This window comes from Bradyrhizobium sp. SZCCHNS2022, from assembly GCF_032377575.1.
In the GTDB taxonomy this organism is placed as follows: domain Bacteria; phylum Pseudomonadota; class Alphaproteobacteria; order Rhizobiales; family Xanthobacteraceae; genus Bradyrhizobium; species Bradyrhizobium aeschynomenes.
In genome coordinates, this window is record NZ_JAUHHZ010000001.1 from 356536 (window position 1) to 372282 (window position 15747).

The following is a 15747-nucleotide window of genomic DNA, read 5'->3' on the forward strand; positions in this document are numbered from 1 at the left end:
GAGCTGTGTCCTATGCATCCTGTTCGGTCTTGTGGCGCAGGCGGCGCAGCCGGCCGTCACGGGGCACGCCGACGAGAATGGCTTCACCGTCCTTCTTCACCTCATAGCGGAAGAGGCGGCAGTCGCGCGGGTTGAGGCCGCGGCCGTCGTCCATGCTGAACTCCCACTCATGGGCCGAGCAGGTGATGGTGCCGGCTTCGAAATCGACCTTGCCGTCGGCCAGCAGGATCTCCTGATGCGGGCACATGCCCTGGAAGCAGCGCAGCTCGCCGCCCGGCAGGTGCACCACGATCACCTCCTCGCCGTCGACCTCGACGCCGATGAAGTCGCCCTCCCACAGGTCGTCCAAGGTGGCGACCTGCCTCCATGTCACGCCGGCATCGTCAGACATAGGCCACCTCGATCCAATCCATCGGCTGGATGCCGGATTGCGCAACCGTCATCGACGAGGGCAGCTCGCGGCCGTTGTAGTAGACGCATTTCGCTGCGTTCTTCTCGGCGACGCGCAATCCAACGGCGTGCTGCGCGACCTTGTCGGCCACGATGCTCATGTCGTCGCCGTCGTCGACCGGGATAAGCAGGACGACGAAGTCGCCACGGAAATTGGCTTGGAGCGGGAACAGGGCCACGCTTGCCTCCCATATTGGCTGTTTGTCTTGATTGTTGGTTTGTCTGTGGTCGTGTCGATCAGCTGCGCCGCTCGCGAGCGGCGCCTCTTGCCATGCCGGCCGCGCGTGGCGGCCGGGCTCACTCTGCCGCGAGGCGCGACGCGCCATTCCAGGCGTAGGCCTGGGCGTCGTTGCCGGCGACATCGGGCGTGATGCCCATGTATTGCAGCGCGCCTTCCAGCGTCGGCGGCTGGATGTGGCCGGCCAGGAAGCGGTCGACGATCGAGAGATGGGTGTCGTAGCGCTCGGGCTGGCTCTTCCACACCCACTCGCAGACCTCACAGCAGAAGTTCAGCTTGCGGCCGTTATGCGTGGTGATGCGCGGCGCCTTGCCGATGCTCGGGCTGCAGATCGGGATGTGGCAGCAGTTGCAGACGATCGGCAAGGTCGCCGGATAGGTCTTCTCGATCTGACCGGTCCGTACGTTGTCGCCGATCACGTCCCACAGCTTGCCGAAGCGGTCGTTCCAGCCGGGATATTTCTGCTCCAGCCAATCGCGCTCGGCGGCGGACACGCCGGCGTCCGGATTCCACCACACCGTCGGCCGCCAGAACCAGACGCCCATGTGATAGGCGTGATGGACCCAGTCGAGCTCCGGCAGGAAGTGCTCCTCCCAGTACCACGGCACGTTCATGCCGAGGTCCTTGAACTGGTCCATGAACTGCCGGCAGATCCAGTCCTGCATGAACTCCTTGAACGACATCGTCCGGCTTTCCAGCGGCGTGTAGTAGTCCATGGAGATGCCGGTCAGCAGCGCGAACAGCTTCCAGGATCGCCAGAACATCTGGTCGACCATCTTCTGCGCCTCGGCCTTCCTGCCGTTGTTGATCATGATCTTCAAGGTCGGCTCGCCCTGCTGCGAATGCCGCGCCTCGTCGGTCTGGATCGAGGAGATCAGCGCGCCGAACTCGATGTCGCCGACATGCAGCGCGTCTGAGGCCATGCCGAGGAACTGCAGGTTGGTGAAGCCGGTCTCGAAGGTGAAGGTCAGCTGGATCGCCGTCGACACCGCGTCATTGGCGGTGAACATGTCGTCGAACAGGCTGCGCGCCGCGATCACGCCCCATTCGTTGGTGTGCATCGCCTTGTGCGCCCAGTCGAACTGCGGGTCCTTTCCGAGCAGGCAATAGGGGAAGTAGATCTGTGCCTGGCCGTGGCGGCACTCGTCGAGCGTCCCGAACGCCGCCATGTTGCGCCAGGCGGCGGCGCGGCCGAACCGCGCCATGCGCGCCTCGCCGATCGAGGCGAAATATTCCGGAACCGGGATCGCGCCGTAATGCGCCTTGATCGCCGACTTCCAGCCGGCGTCGAGATTGTCGTACAGATTGGAGCGCGCGATCGTCGAGCGGATCGAGTAGATGCCGTCGTCCTTGCCGGCCTGGTTGTGAACGTATTCGCGATAGGTCAGCTTGTAGGGCTCGTCCCAGCCCCACCATTGCTCGCCATGGATACCGAAGCTCTTCGAGAGCTCCTCCGGGAAGACCTCGTCCTCGCTGACATAAGAAAAGGCCCAGTTCATGTCGCGGGCCGTGTCGTAGTAATCCCGCCGCTGCAGCTTCGGCATCGTTGCTCCTCCCGAGCTTGATGGTCGCGTTCGTTCTTCGTCGTTGCGGCCGCTGCGTCGCCCTTGAACGGGCGAACTTGGTGCGGCTCCTGTCGGGCGTACGATCTCTTTCTTGGGACTGATCGGTCGTCGCTCGATGTTATGTGACCGAGTGTAGAATGCGTTCTTTGGTTTTTCTTTAGGTTGGTCTGGGCATGCAGATCGACAGCGCACAAGCTGTGAATGCAAGAGCAGGCGAACCGCAGCCGTGCTGCGATTCATTCACGAGATGTTGCGATGCGAGATGAGGGATTGGTGGTGTCGATGCTCGACGCAGTCGCATCGATCAGACGCGTCGACCTGTTCGAGCGAGCAGCGCGGGACGCGCCATAAGCCGACTGTGGAGGAGGCGAGGAGGCCAGCGCTGCGTTCGGACGATCAGCGGCTGCGGCCGACCACGCGCAGCTTCAGTCCATCGAGCGCGTCGGTGATCGCGATCTGGCACGCCAGACGGCTCTCCGGTCGCACGTCCGTGGCCCCGAACTCGAGGACGTCCGCCTCCATCTCGCCGGCCGGGCCGACACGATCGATCCAGGCCGCATCGACGTGGCAATGGCAGGTGGCGCAGATGCAGGAGCCGCCGCATTCGCCGATGATGCCATCGACACTGTTGCGCTTCGCCGCCTGCATGGCGCTTTCGTCGCGCCCGGCATCCACCGTCCGCACGGTGCCGTCGGGCTCTATGAAGGTGATCCTGGGCATGAGTGGTTGCGGGTCCTAATTGAACTGCCGGCCGCCATCGACGATCAAGGTCTGTCCGGTGATGAAGGCCGCGGCGGGCGAGGCGAAGAACAGTGCGCCGCCGACCATGTCGTCGACATCGGCTGCGCGTTTCAGCGCGCCGCGCGAGACGCCGTATTCGGCGGCATTCTCCATCAGGCCGAGGCTGGCCTCGGTGAGCGTGAAGCCGGGTGCGATGACGTTGACGGTGATTTTGTCGTCGCCGAGCTCGCGCGCCAGCGCGCGGGTCATCGCGATCACAGCGCCTTTCGACGACACGTAGTGCAGCCACATCGGCGAGCCGCTCATCACCGTCGCCGACGACACGTTGACGATCGCGCCGCCGCCGGCGCGCCGCATCAAGGGTGCGGCCACCTTGCTCATCATCCACGCGCCCTTGACGTTGACGCGCATGACGCGGTCCCACTCGGCGTCGGGGATCGCCTCGAAGCCGCGGCGCTCCAGCCCGGCATAGATCGCGGCATTGTTGACGAGAACGTCGACCCCGCCCATGCGCGCGGCGGCGAAGTGCGCCAGCGCGGCGGTCGACGGTTCGCTCGCGACGTCGACCTCGGCGGCATGTGCTTTGCCGCCGCGGTCGCGGATCAGCCGCGCGGTCTCCTCGACCCCGCCGAGACGAATGTCGGCCGTGACGACCTCGGCGCCTGCGGCGGCGAAGGCCAGGGCGAAGCCGCGGCCGAGCCCGCCGGCGGCGCCAGTGACGATGACGCGCTTGCCATCCAGCCGGATCGTGCTCATGCGGACACCTCGATGTGCAGCAGATCGGTCATGTCAGCGGATGCCATGCCCTCGGCGATCAGCGCCTGGGCCATGGCGGTGCCGGCGTCGGTCAGCATCGACGGCAGCACGAAACTCTCGAGCATCGCAAGCGTCTGTTTCGGCGGCGTGTCGAACCAGCCGCCGATCGTCGTGACGCCGTGGCCGGTGAAGCGCCACAGCTTGTCGGCATCTTTCATCAGCGCATCCTCTTGCGAGATCGCCTGTTTGCGGGTGTCATGACCGTCGATGATCGCCAGGATGGTCTCGACTTGAAGGCCGGGGATCGCCAGCCGCCCGAACGCTTCCGCCGCAATCTTGACGCCTTCGATTTCGTGAGCGCGTTGCAGCTCAGGAAATTTCGGATTGGGTCCAACGGCGGCGGCGAGTTGCTCCGGCGGGAACTTCTTCCAGCCAACGTCGTGCATCAGGATCGCGGGCAGCACCACGGACGCGTCAGCCTCGGGATGGATCCGCAGCAGCGCCTGGCCGAGCCGATAGGAAATCAGGGTGTGCCCGTCGTTCGAGCGCACGTCCAGCCAGGGCCGCGCTTCCAGCCAGATCGGCAGATCCTGGTCGCGCAGAAAATGCGTCATCGCAGCTCCGCGTCATAGGTGAGATAGATGGTCTTGTATTCGAGATAGTCCTCGACCCCGTAGCGGCCCTTCTCGCGGCCGATGCCGCTTTGCTTGACGCCGCCGAACGGCGCGCGCTGGCTGGAGCGCTGGATGTCATTGACCCAGACCGAGCCGGCGTCGAGGCGTTCGGCCAATGTGAGGCCGGTCGCGAGGTTGCGCGAGAACACGAAGGCGGCGAGGCCATAGACCGTGGCATTCGCCAGCCGCAGCGCCTCCTTGCGATCGTCGAAGGGAGCGACACCGAGCACGGGCCCGAAGGTTTCCTCGGTCATCACGAGAGAGGTCGGATCGGCATCCGCGATGACCGTCGGCGGCAGGAACCAGCCCTTGTCGTAGAGGCCGCCCGTCAGCCTTGCGCCGCCGGTCAGCAGCCTTGCCCCGCGCGAGCGCGCATCAGCAATCTGCCGCTCGCTGTTGCGATAGATCTTCTCGTTGACGAGGGGGCCGAGCGCGCAGGTCGAGGTCAGGCCGTTGCCGACGTCGAGCTGCAGAACCTTGTCGGTGAGTGCATCGAGGAATCTCGCATAGGCGGCCCGCTCGACATAGACGCGATTGACGCGGTAGCAGAACTGCCCGGAATTGGCGAAGGCGTGACGCGCGATCGCCGCTGCCGCCGCACCGATATCGGCGTCGGCGCAGACGATGGCCGGACATTGGCCACCGAGTTCGAGCGTGACGCGCTTCATCGTGCCTGCGGCCGCTGCGGCAATCGCTTTGCCGGCCCGCGTGCCGCCGGTGAAGGCGATCTTGCGCGGCGTCGGGTGCTCGATCATCTGCATCCCGATGTCGGGGCCGCGGCCGGTCACGACGTTGAAGCAGCCGTCGGGATACCCCGCCATCTTGAACAGCTCGGCGAGCCGCAAGGTCGACAGCGGCGTATCCTCGGCGGGCTTGGCGACCACCGTGCAGCCGGCCATCAGCGCCGCGCCGAGCTTGAAGCAGAGCAGGGTCACCGGATAGTTGAACGGTGTGATCGCGATCACCACGCCGACCGGCTCGCGGGTGACGATGATCTTCTCGCCGGCAACGCCCGTCAGCGGCATCTCGGCGTGCAGGCGCAGGCCTTCCTCGGCATAGACCTCGAGCAATTCCGCCGAGCGCTGGATTTCGGTGATGGCGCCCGCCAGCGGACGGCCGAGCTCGCGGGTCACGAGACGGCCGAGCGGCTCGGCGTTCTCGCGCATCAGCCGCGCGGCGGCCTTCTGCAGCCGCGCGCGCTCCGCGACCGGCGTGGCCTTCCAGGCCTGGAACGCCGTCTCGGCGGAGCGGATCGCGGCGTCCACGTCGGCGCGGCCGGCATCCGGAACGCTGTCGATGGTCTCGCCAGTGGCCGGATCGAGCACGTCGAAGGTTGCGCCGCCCTGGGCTGCTACCCCGCGGCCGTCGATGAACATGTCCATCTCAGCGGCCCCGGGGTCAGATCAGGTCGAGCATCAGCGCGACCCGGGTCTTGGTCAGCGCCTCCTCGGCCATCTGTCGTCCGACGTCGGTTTCGAGCAGAGCGAGTTGCGTCGTCAGGCGGGCGGCATATTGATGCGGCGTCATCTTGAACCAGTCGCAGGCGACCGCGACGCCGGTGGTGGTGAAGCGCCACAGCTTGTCGGCGTCGCGCACGATCCGGTCGTTGAGCGAGCGCGGGTAGGGACGCGTGTCGTGTCCGTCGATGATCTCGGCGACCGCGACGATGACCGGCTCCGGCCAGTCGGCCTGCTCCAGCACCTCGCGCGACATGCGGACGCCTTCGCTCTCATGCAGGAAGCGTACGTCGGACTGCATCATGTTGGGGCCGAAACCCTTCTCGATGATGTCGGTCATGTCGATCGAGTACCAGCCGATGTCGTGCAGGATGATCGCAAGCGAGACGATGTCCTCGTCCGCGTCCGGATAGTGCGCCAGCAGCTTGCGCGCAAAAGCGTATGATAACGGAATGTGCACGTCGTTCTTGCGAGCGCGCATGTACGGCTCGCTGATGCGCCACACCTGATCATAGCGGCTGCCGATTTCGGGCCTGTCGAGCATTGCAATGCCAATCTTGCGGGGAAGGCCGGCGTCGCCGGCCTTCCGTGTTTCGGGGGTCAGGAGAGAACGGTGACTTCGCCGGTCGAGCCGTTGACGCGCAGCATCTGGCCGTTCTTGATCGAGGAGCTGGCGCGCCCCGTGCCGGTGACCGCGGGCAGGCCATATTCGCGGCAAACAATCGCGGCGTGAGACATCATGCCGCCGATGTCGGTGACGATCGCGTTGATCTTGCCGAAGATCGGCGCCCAGCTCGGCGCAGTCACAGGCGCGACCAGGATCTCGCCCTGCTGGATCTGACCGAGTTCGTCGGCCGAGCGCACGACGCGGGCGCGCCCCTCGACGATGCCGGGCGAGGCCGCCATGCCGGACAGCTTGGTGGTGTTCGCGGCGCCGTCGAGCCAGCGGCCGATGCTTTCCGTGGTGATGCCCCAGAGCATGATCGTGAACGGCTCGGTGATGACATCGGGCGGATTGTTGAGCGCGGGCTGCGGCGGCGTCGTCGCGAGCGCCGCGAGGATTGTCTTGCGCCGCTCGATCTCCGGCGGCCAGTAGGTCGGGCCGATTGCCGGCGCGCCGACCGCCCAGCCATTGCCATAGTCGAACAGGGCGTCGCGGACCTCCTGCCGGTTGAGATAGAACAGGTCGTCGGCGTCCTTCCAGAAGCCGGCATCGCGGAAGATCGCGCCGAGCTCGCGCATCTTGCGCCAGAACACGCTCATCGACCAATGTTCGATGTAGAAATTGTGGTTCTCGACATAGGGGAACACGGTGCGGGCGAGCCCGAGCTTGCCCTCGAAGGCGGCGCGCGCGTCGGCATCGAGCATCTCGGCGTATTCGGAGGTGATGCGGTCGCGCTCGCGCGCGATGGCTTGCGTCGGCCGGTCGATCTCCTCGCCACGCTGGACGCGGACGACGTAGTCCCTGATGTAGCCGAGCGGAATGTCGAGATGCTCGATCCAGTATTTGTCGGTCGAGTAGAAGCCGTTGCCCGAGGTGAAGTTGAACCAGGGGTCCTGCGCCTCCTTCCAGGCCTTGAGCCATTCCGCGCCGTTCGGCGCACGACCAACAGCGGCGAGTGCCTCGTCGACCGTGCCACTCTTCAGCGCCTCGGTGACGCCGAGCTTGACTGCGAGCTTGGCGAGCTTCTTCAGCTCGTCATCGGGGCGGAACAGGTCGACCTCGACGCCCTGGACCATCTTGGCGATGGCCTGGTCCGGAATGGTCGGGAATTGCCCCTTCATGAAGCTGAAGAAGTCGAGATAGGCGGCGTAGCCGAGATTCAGGAACTCGAAATGATACTGCCAGGTCTTGTACAGCAGCTGGATCGCGCGATCATAGGTCTCGGTCAGCGCATAGGTGTTGTCGAGGCCGACGCCGCCGGTGATCCAGTCGAGCGGGACGGCGTCGGGTAGCGGCTCGAAGCTGAGCGCCTCGAGGTCGGCGATGTTGGCGCGGACCTTCTTGTCCCAGTTGGCGAGCAGGCGATCCCAATTCTGGAAGTAGTAGCCGGCGCGCTCCATGAAATGCGGCACGCGGCCGCCGATCAGCTCGGGTGCGACCGCGACCGGACTCATGTAGCAATAGCCGTTGTGGATGCGGTATTCGACGCCGTTGGCCGGCGGGATCAGATAGTGCCGCGTGTTGTATTGGCCGAGGCACTTCACGGCGAACTCGACGGTGACGGCATCGAACGGTTTGAACGGGCTCGGCCAGTGCTGTGAATCGCAGAACCAGAACTTGCCGTCCTCCTTGTCGCGCAGGCTGTTCTGGAACTGCAGATAATAGGGATAGAGCTTCTCCCAGCCCTCGGCGCCGGCGGGCGTCTTCAGGTCATAGGGACTCGGAAATTTCGCGTGCGCCGTCATGATCGTTTCCCCTCGTTGTCTCTATCGCGTTGTCGTGATGCTCAGCGCTTGGCCTGGACTGGAGCGAGCAGTGTCCCCAGCACGCCGGCAATGCCGGTCTCGTAGACCGCCGTCGTCTGCTTCTTCTTCTGACTCCAGACCGTCTCGGGCCGACTCTGCAGCGCGACCAGATTTTCGTCCTCCGGCAGATCGGCGTCGATGGCCCACTCGACGTCCTGCGGGCAGCCCATGCTGCGCTCGAGCGACTTGGCGAGCCGGGCGACGGCAAGCACCTGGGCATTGGTCAGAGAGGGCAGGGTGCGTCGCTCCGGTGCGATGACACGCTCGACGGTGCGCCGCGCCGCGCGATCGGCGACCAGCTCGAAATCCTTCTCGGAGATGCGCTGCTTGATCACCTGCAGCAGCACCTTCTCGACCACGAAATTGTCCGGCGTGATCTCGCCGGAGACCACGGGCTCGCCGAGTCCAAAGGCGGAATCGATCACGATCTTGGTGCGGTCTCCGTTGATCGGATCGAGCGTCATCGCCACGCCGGCCGCGGAGGCATTGACCATCTTCTGAACGCCGACCGACATCAGCACGCCGATCTGGCCGAGCCCGTTCTCGGCGCGGTAGGAGATGGCGCGGGCATTGAACAGGCTGGCCCAGCACGCCTTGACCTTCTCGACCACGGCGTCCTCGCCGACCACCCAGAGATAGGTGTCCTGCTGGCCGGCGAAGCTGGCATCGGGCAGATCCTCGGCCGTCGCCGAGGAGCGCACCGCGACCGGCAGTTGGCCGTCGGGCGACATCCGGCGATAGGCCTCGCGGATCGCCTGCTCGACCACGCCTGGCATCGGCTGGGCGACGATCGCGTCGCGGATCTCGTGCGACAGTTTCTCCTCGTCGTCGACATCGTCGAGCACGATCCGCGACAGGCGCTCGCTGATCGTCGCCTCGAGCCCGTTGCTGTGGAGATGCAGGGCATAGGCGTCGGTCGCGACCGCAAAGCCCGCGGGCACGCGCACCCCTTGCGCGATCATGCGCGCGAGGCTGGCGCATTTGCCGCCGATGCGCGGGAAGTCGGCTTCGCGCGCGGCTTCGAACGGCACGATGAAGGATGCGGCTGCTTTGGCGCCCATGCGTCTGGTCCCCACCTTGTGATCCGGATCTGCTCCGGACTTGTTATTGCTTGCGACACGCGTCCGAGCGACGGACGCGCCGTATCATGCGACGTCCCATTCGATCCGAAGTGCCGTCGGCACGCGAAACGAGATGTTGTGAACGAAGTCGATGGTCTGGTCCGTGGCCAATCGCAGGCTCGGAAGACGACGTGTCAGCTCGCCCAGGGCAATGGCGAACTCGATGCGGGCGAGCTGCTGGCCGACGCAGGTGTGGATGCCGTAGCCGAACGCCAGATGGCTCCGCGCGTCGGAACGCCGGACGTCGAAGCGGGTCGGCGCCGAGAACACGCTTTCGTCGCGGTTGGCGGAGCCGATCAGCAGCAGGATGTTGGAGTCCTTCGGCACCGGCACGCCGCCGATCTCAGCGTCCTTCAGCGCGCGCCGGCGCCAGGCCACGATAGACGGGCTGAAGCGCAGCGTCTCTTCGACGGCGTTTGCAATGAGCTTCGGCTCGGCGATGATGGCTTCCCAGTTCTCACGCCGTTGCAGCAGCTCGCGCATGCCGTTGGCCATCAGGGTCGTCGTGGTCTCGTGGCCGGCGAACAGCGCGCTGTAGAGCACGCCGGCGATCTCCTCGTCGCTGATCTCGGCGCCGTCCTTCTGCAGCCGCACCAGGTCGCCCGGTAGATCGTCGGTCGGATCGTCGTGGCGCTGGCGCACCAGATCGCGGCAGTAGTTCCAGTATTCCACCATGTTGCGAGCGTGCTCGATCTGCTCGTCGTCGCTGAGATCGCCCCAGGTCAGGAGAGCGCGGCTCACCGCCCAGGACTTCACGCGCGGCACGTCCATGTTGGGAATGCCGACCAGCTTGAACAGCACCAGGGCCGGCACGTCATAGGCGAACTCGCGAAAGAAGTCGGCATGGCCGCGCCCGGCGAAGGCGTCGATCGTCTGGTTGACGATGGCCTTGATCTCCGGCTCGATCGCCCTGAATCGACGCGGTCCGAAGCAGCCCTGGACCAGCTTGCGGATGCGGGTGTGATCGGGCGGCACGCGGGCGGACAGGCCGGAATAGGCGGTGAAGCCGCCCTCGCGCATGATGCGCTTGCCTTCCTCGCACATCGGGCGCAGCGGCGCCTGGGCGTTCTCCGACGAGAAGGTACGCCAGTCGTCGAACACCGCCTTGATGTCAGCGTGACGCGCAACGACGTAGTATTTCAGCTCGTCAGAGAAGAAGACCGGCGCCTCGGCGCGTGCCCATTCGTAGAACGGGAACGGATCGCGCATCTCGAACGGATCGAAGTCCTTTGCGGCGTCGTGATAGGGGCATCGCGCCAGCTGAGCAGCCGAACCTGGCATGTCGTCCTCCCATTCGCCGCCCTCGACGGCGGCTCTGTTATGGGCTCACTCTAAGCGGCGGCCTTTGGGTTTTCTTTAGTCGATAACCCTATGACAATTTGAGATAAATCGTCAATTTGCGGGCGGCGGCTGCGGCGCCGTATGGCTCGGCTGGCGAAGGCCGGGCCCGGTCGGTGCGTGCGGGGCTCAAGCCGTCAGCTTGCGGTGCAGCTCCTGAAGCGAGGCGCTCTTCGGCCGGTTGTCGAAATGCTTGAGCGAGTCGAGGTAGAGCTTGAATTGGCGGTCGATCGCCTCGCGTCGTCCTTGCGCCTTGAACACCTGCATCGCCTCGGCATGCGCCATTTCGCACAATGGGTCGATCGCGAGCGCCTTCTGGCAATGCGCGAGCGCGGCCGAGTAGTCGCTGCGTTCGAGATGGATCCGCGCCGCGTCGCGCTGCACCTTGAAGAACATGTCGCGCAGCCAATAGCGCTTGCTCCAGCACCAGTCGCGCTCGCCATCATCGGCATATTCGACCGGAATGTCCTCGAACAGGTCTCCGGTGTAGAGACGATCTGCCGCCTGCAGGCAGATCAGCGCCTCGTCGCTGGCGCCGGCCTTGATGTGTCCCTGCGACTGCCGGCACAGCTGCTCGAAGGTCGAAATGTCGAGCCAGCTGCGCTCCGGCGGCACCAGCACGTAGCGCGAGCCCTCGCGCCGGACGTAGTTGCGGCCGCCGTCGCGTCCCTCCGACTGGCCGAGCGCCAGCCGAAGATAGCGCACGGTGTGATACAGGCGGTTGCGCGCCGCCTCGATGTCGTCGGCGTTGGGCCAGAGCAGATCGGCGAGCTCGTCGGTGCTGGCGCCGTGGCCGCCCTTCTGCAGCAGATAGGCGAACAGCGTCTTGGTCTTGCGGGTGGCGCCGCCCGGCGGGTCCCAGTTCACCTGGCTGCCGTCATTGCGATAGATCCGCAGACGGCCGAAGCAGCGAATCTTCCAGCGGTCGCGGCTGTCGAGGTGAACCGCGCCAGGCTCCTCTGCCGATCGGCGCAACAGCCACATCGGGTCGGCGCCTTCGGCGGCGTGCAACGCGGCCGCCGACGTTCCGATCCGCAGCTCCGGCGCGATCGCGCCAAGCCAGAAATCGACTTGCTCGCGCAGCGCGCCGCGTGTCTGCAGCCGCGACGGGAGCCAATGTGGGTTGCTGACCAGTCCGGCGCTGGTGAGGATCTGCGGATGGCCGCGGAGAGCGACGAGCAGCTGCTCGTCGATCAGCAGCCGGCGGTTGTAGAGCGAGGCGATCGAGAGCACAGACTGTCGGGTGAGCACCTCCGCAAGCGCCGGCCAGCCCTCGAAATTGGCGGTCGCGGAGTTGGTCTCGAGGCCCCAGCTCATGTCAACGACGAGCACGGCGGGGCCGTGATCACGGGTTGGCGACACCCACGTCTCGATCTGGGCTGCGACGTCACGGAACGAGATCGGGACCCGAAGCAGCGCCATGTCGACGAAGCTCTTGCCCTCGACGGATCGGATCTTGCTGACGCGCCTCGCAAGCCGCTCGGCGATCGTGATCGCTTTTGCGTCCGCCGCAATCACGAAGATCCGCGAGGGGCGTGCAACGGTGACGTAGTGCTTGAAGAAGTCCGCGAAAAGCAGTCTTTGTTGCGTCGCAAAATGGGCGAGGTTGACACAACTATTCTCAGCCATCGGTACCCACCCGCAACAACCCCTATCGGAGGCGGCAGACTGGAGCCAGTCTAAGAGTGGCCGTTGGAAACATGCAAGGCCCTGTTTCGCAAGTACTGGTCACGAGCTTCAAGTGGTTCTCTCTGTGGTTTTCGAGCGCACCTGCAACCAGACTGTGATGGGCGGCAGGCTGTCGATCGGCTTCTTTGATTTTGCTCTGGTTTCTTCTGCCTTCGATCGCATGCGCGTCGTCGCAAATGGGCTCGGCGCGACGCGAACGAGTCCTTTGCGCTACGCGACCGGAGACTCGCTTCCACAAGGCTTGACGCTAGAACGAGCCGGGGACACCGTCCCGAACTGGAGGAGCCCCTCGGGACCCGCTCAATTGCTACGCCCCGCCTGAAACGCTCTGCAATCGAGCGCGAGCGAACGCGATGTACCAGTCGAGGCAGCTGGGATTGGCCATCGCGTCGCGGTTGATGACCTTGTCGAGCGGCTGTCCGAGCAGAAGCTTCTTGATCGGGAGCTCCTGCTTCTTGCCGGACAGCGTGCGTGGGATCTCGGCCACTGCAAAGATCTCATCAGGCACGAAGCGTCGCGACAGGCCGGCTTCGACCGCCATGTTGATCTTCCGCTTCATCTCCGCGTCGAGCGCGACGCCATCGCGCAGCACCACGAACAGCGGCATGTAGCTGTCGCGGCCGAGATATTCGAGATCGACCACCAGCGAATCCAGGACCTCCGGCAGCGCCTCGATGGCCGAGTACAATTCGCTCGTCCCCATGCGCAAGCCGTGGCGGTTGATGGTGGCGTCGCTGCGGCCATAGATGATGCAGGAGCCGTCCGGATCGACCTTGAGCCAGTCGCCGTGCCGCCAGACCGGCGCGCCGTCGCGGGTCTTGAACGTGTCGAAGTAGCTTGAGAGATAGCGCGCATTCCCGGCGTCGTTCCAGAACCGGAGCGGCATCGAGGGCATCGGCTCGGTGCAGACGAGCTCTCCGAGCTCGCCGATCACGGGCTCGCCCTGGTCGTTGAACGCCTCGACGGCCGCGCCGAGCGCGCGGCACTGCATCGTTCCTGGCACCTGCGGTAATTCGCGATTGCCGCAGATGAAGGCGCCGGCGAAGTCGGTGCCGCCCGAAATGTTGGACCACCACATCTGCGCCTGGGCGCGGCTGCCATTGACCTTTGCGAGCTCGGCGAACCGCTGGTCGAACCAGGCTTGCGTATCCGCGCTCAGCGGCGAGCCGGTGGAGCCGAGACAGCGAAGATGCGACAGATCGCCCGCATCGGCCAAATCGATATCCGCCTTCACACAACTCGCGAAGAATGCCGCGCCGGCGCCGAAGAACGTTGAGCGGGAGTTCGCGACGAACCGCCACAGCGTGGTCCAGTCCGGCTTGTCCTTCGGCCCCGCCGGACTGCCGTTGAAGATGCAGCAGGTGGTGCCGTTCAGGAGCGCGCCGACCTGGTTGTTCCACATGATCCAGCCGGTCGAGCTGTACCAGTGATAGCGCTCGCCGAACGAATTGGGCTGGTAGGAGCAGCCGATGTCGTTGTGCAGCCCGAGCAGGGCCAGCGTGACGATGATGATCCCGCCATGACCATGCACGATCGGCTTCGGCAGCCCGGTGGTGCCGCTCGAATAGACGATCCAGAGCGGATGATCGAAGGGGAACCATTCCGGCTCGAAGGTGTCGATGGCTGGGCCGGTTCTTGCCAGGATATGAGCCAGACGGACGTCCCCGCGAACCGGCGTGCCGCCGTCGTCACTGTGCAGGATGACGTGGCCGACCGTCGGCAACGACCGGCGCAACTCCTCGACGACATCGCGCCGATCGTGCCGGCGCCCCGCATAAGTGACGGCATCGCAGGCGATCAGCACCTTCGGTTCGATCTGCTTGAAGCGGTCGACCACGGCGGGGGCGGCCATGTCGGGCGCGCAGACGCTCCAGATCGCGCCGATGCTGGCCGCCGCGAGAAACGCGATCATGGCTTCCGGAATATTGGGCAGATAGGCGGCGACCCTGTCGCCGGGCGCGACGCCTTGCTCGCGCAGATGCAGCGCCAGCGCGGCTGCCTTTCGCCGCAGCTCCGGCCAGGATGTTTCCCTGAGCTTCCCATCCTCGTCACTGCTGATGACCGCGGGCAAGCCCGCGGCCTCGGCCGCTTCGACATGGCGAAGCACCTGCCGTGCGTAGTTGACCGAAGCGCCTGGAAACCAGAGGGCTCCCGGCATCGTGCGCTTGGCCAGCACGGAGGAAAACGCGGTCGGCGACTGCAGGTCGAAATAGTCCCAGATGCTCCGCCAGAAGCCGCCGAGATCGCGGGTGGACCATTGCCGCATCTCCTCGAAGGTCTCGAAGTGGAGGCCACGATTGTCCCTCAGCCATTGCCGATAGAGAGCCATTTGCGGGACGTAGGGAGCTGTCATCATTCATTCCGGCTTGTTTGCATCGTACGGAGACGCCAAGAGGCGCTCATGAAGAGGCGCTCATTTCGCCTTCTGCTTCCGCTTCTTGTAGAGCGCGTTGAAGCCTCCGGCCATGAAGGTCACGAACCGCTCGCGGACCGCCACGAAATCGTCGGACTTGCACAGGCCGCCGGACAGCCGGTCGATGCGGCCCGTCCGTGACAGGATCAGCGAGTAGGCGCCGGAGGTGAACTGGAAGCTCCAGAACAAATCCTCGGGTGCGGCGTCGGGCAACGCCTTCTGGAGCAGGCCGATGAGACGCAGCACCATCGGATCGAGATAGGCGTCCATCATTTCCACACCGTAGCCCGGCGCGTTGGCGACCTGCGCGAAGATGCGGCCGAAGTGTCGCCAGTTGTCCTCTTCGTTGACGTAGACGTCGAACGCGCCGTCGTAATAGGCGCGCAGCGCGCCTTCCACGGTCGGACGATCTCCGACCTTGGCCTCGTAGGCATCCAGCCCGGCCGTGCGCACCGTGACGGCGTATTCCATACGGCGTTCGAACACGGCATCGAACAACGCTCTCTTGCCATCAAAGTAGTAATGGATCAGCGCGGGATGGATGCCCATCCTGTCGGCCACATCCTTGATCGTCACGCCATAATAGCCGAGCTGCGCGAACAGCTCCTCGCTGGTGTCGAGGATGAGCTTCACCGTCGTCGCGCGCTGTTCCGCCCGTGTTCGGCGCCCCTCGGGCTTCGGCTGTGCGGCCATGCTCTCCCTGATCCCTGATCGGCGCACGCGACGCCATTGCTGTCTCGACGATGCGGGGGCGGGCGCGCCCGGTCAAGCGGGACTTCGGCGTTCCAACAATTTCATTTAGTGCTAAATGAATGAACTTGACCGGAGGTCGGCCG

14 protein-coding genes are annotated in these 15747 nt (G+C 65.2%); all 14 read right to left on the bottom strand.

The genetic code is table 11. From position 1 onward, the window contains the following. Nucleotides 1-10 precede the first annotated feature (10 nt). Nucleotides 11-391 carry a Rieske 2Fe-2S domain-containing protein gene (locus QXZ94_RS01680; protein WP_172110642.1) on the bottom strand — a complete coding sequence of 127 codons (381 nt, stop codon included), beginning with the start codon at nucleotides 389-391 and terminating at the stop codon, nucleotides 11-13. Continuing rightward, nucleotides 384-629 (bottom strand): toluene-4-monooxygenase system B family protein, encoded by a 246-nt coding sequence (locus QXZ94_RS01685; RefSeq protein WP_315718948.1) that lies wholly within the window; start codon nucleotides 627-629, stop codon nucleotides 384-386. Before QXZ94_RS01685 ends, QXZ94_RS01680 begins: the two co-directional genes overlap by 8 nt. Before the next feature lie 118 nt (nucleotides 630-747). Beyond that, nucleotides 748-2232, bottom strand: coding sequence for an aromatic/alkene/methane monooxygenase hydroxylase/oxygenase subunit alpha (locus QXZ94_RS01690; RefSeq protein WP_315718949.1), 1485 nt, complete (start codon nucleotides 2230-2232; stop codon nucleotides 748-750). A gap of 417 nt (nucleotides 2233-2649) precedes the next feature. Next, the gene (locus QXZ94_RS01695; RefSeq protein WP_315718950.1) at nucleotides 2650-2973 is read right to left on the bottom strand and encodes a 2Fe-2S iron-sulfur cluster-binding protein; all 324 of its coding nucleotides are present in this window, start codon (nucleotides 2971-2973) and stop codon (nucleotides 2650-2652) included. Nucleotides 2974-2988: 15 nt separating this feature from the next. Continuing rightward, the gene (locus tag QXZ94_RS01700; RefSeq protein WP_315718951.1) at nucleotides 2989-3750 is read right to left on the bottom strand and encodes an SDR family NAD(P)-dependent oxidoreductase; all 762 of its coding nucleotides are present in this window, start codon (nucleotides 3748-3750) and stop codon (nucleotides 2989-2991) included. Further along, entirely contained in the window at nucleotides 3747-4364 is a 618-nt protein-coding gene (locus QXZ94_RS01705; RefSeq protein ID WP_315718952.1) for an HD domain-containing protein, read from the bottom strand. The genes QXZ94_RS01700 and QXZ94_RS01705 overlap by 4 nt, the downstream gene beginning before the upstream one ends. Continuing rightward, a complete protein-coding gene (locus QXZ94_RS01710; protein WP_315718953.1) occupies nucleotides 4361-5806 on the bottom strand; it encodes an aldehyde dehydrogenase family protein in 1446 nt (481 codons plus the stop codon). The genes QXZ94_RS01705 and QXZ94_RS01710 overlap by 4 nt, the downstream gene beginning before the upstream one ends. Nucleotides 5807-5822: 16 nt before the next feature. After that, nucleotides 5823-6425 (bottom strand): HD domain-containing protein, encoded by a 603-nt coding sequence (locus QXZ94_RS01715; RefSeq protein WP_315718954.1) that lies wholly within the window; start codon nucleotides 6423-6425, stop codon nucleotides 5823-5825. Between the two features lie 56 nt (nucleotides 6426-6481). After that, on the bottom strand, nucleotides 6482-8290 hold the full coding sequence (locus tag QXZ94_RS01720) for a PEP-utilizing enzyme (protein ID WP_315718955.1): 1809 nt from the start codon (nucleotides 8288-8290) through the stop codon (nucleotides 6482-6484). A gap of 41 nt (nucleotides 8291-8331) precedes the next feature. Then, complete coding sequence (locus tag QXZ94_RS01725) at nucleotides 8332-9411, bottom strand: PEP/pyruvate-binding domain-containing protein (protein ID WP_315718956.1); 1080 nt, start codon at nucleotides 9409-9411, stop codon at nucleotides 8332-8334. A gap of 84 nt (nucleotides 9412-9495) precedes the next feature. Beyond that, nucleotides 9496-10752, bottom strand: a complete 1257-nt coding sequence (locus QXZ94_RS01730; protein ID WP_315718957.1) for a cytochrome P450 — start codon at nucleotides 10750-10752, stop codon at nucleotides 9496-9498. A 186-nt stretch (nucleotides 10753-10938) separates the two neighbouring features. Then, the gene (locus tag QXZ94_RS01735; RefSeq protein WP_315718958.1) at nucleotides 10939-12438 is read right to left on the bottom strand and encodes a BTAD domain-containing putative transcriptional regulator; all 1500 of its coding nucleotides are present in this window, start codon (nucleotides 12436-12438) and stop codon (nucleotides 10939-10941) included. A 367-nt stretch (nucleotides 12439-12805) separates the two neighbouring features. Beyond that, complete coding sequence (locus QXZ94_RS01740; RefSeq protein WP_315718959.1) at nucleotides 12806-14851, bottom strand: acetoacetate--CoA ligase; 2046 nt, start codon at nucleotides 14849-14851, stop codon at nucleotides 12806-12808. A gap of 60 nt (nucleotides 14852-14911) precedes the next feature. After that, nucleotides 14912-15604: a TetR/AcrR family transcriptional regulator gene (locus QXZ94_RS01745; RefSeq protein WP_315718960.1), complete on the bottom strand. Its 693-nt coding sequence runs from the start codon at nucleotides 15602-15604 to the stop codon at nucleotides 14912-14914. Nucleotides 15605-15747 lie beyond the last annotated feature (143 nt).

Coding starts and splice junctions, on each gene's coding strand:
- QXZ94_RS01680 (WP_172110642.1), bottom strand. CDS start 391: ATGTCTGACGATGCCGGCGTGACATGGAGGCAGGTCGCCACCTTGGAC.
- QXZ94_RS01690 (WP_315718949.1), bottom strand. CDS start 2,232: ATGCCGAAGCTGCAGCGGCGGGATTACTACGACACGGCCCGCGACATG.
- QXZ94_RS01695 (WP_315718950.1), bottom strand. CDS start 2,973: ATGCCCAGGATCACCTTCATAGAGCCCGACGGCACCGTGCGGACGGTG.
- QXZ94_RS01700 (WP_315718951.1), bottom strand. CDS start 3,750: ATGAGCACGATCCGGCTGGATGGCAAGCGCGTCATCGTCACTGGCGCC.
- QXZ94_RS01705 (WP_315718952.1), bottom strand. CDS start 4,364: ATGACGCATTTTCTGCGCGACCAGGATCTGCCGATCTGGCTGGAAGCG.
- QXZ94_RS01710 (WP_315718953.1), bottom strand. CDS start 5,806: ATGGACATGTTCATCGACGGCCGCGGGGTAGCAGCCCAGGGCGGCGCA.
- QXZ94_RS01715 (WP_315718954.1), bottom strand. CDS start 6,425: ATGCTCGACAGGCCCGAAATCGGCAGCCGCTATGATCAGGTGTGGCGC.
- QXZ94_RS01720 (WP_315718955.1), bottom strand. CDS start 8,290: ATGACGGCGCACGCGAAATTTCCGAGTCCCTATGACCTGAAGACGCCC.
- QXZ94_RS01725 (WP_315718956.1), bottom strand. CDS start 9,411: ATGGGCGCCAAAGCAGCCGCATCCTTCATCGTGCCGTTCGAAGCCGCG.
- QXZ94_RS01730 (WP_315718957.1), bottom strand. CDS start 10,752: ATGCCAGGTTCGGCTGCTCAGCTGGCGCGATGCCCCTATCACGACGCC.
- QXZ94_RS01735 (WP_315718958.1), bottom strand. CDS start 12,438: ATGGCTGAGAATAGTTGTGTCAACCTCGCCCATTTTGCGACGCAACAA.
- QXZ94_RS01740 (WP_315718959.1), bottom strand. CDS start 14,851: ATGACAGCTCCCTACGTCCCGCAAATGGCTCTCTATCGGCAATGGCTG.
- QXZ94_RS01745 (WP_315718960.1), bottom strand. CDS start 15,604: ATGGCCGCACAGCCGAAGCCCGAGGGGCGCCGAACACGGGCGGAACAG.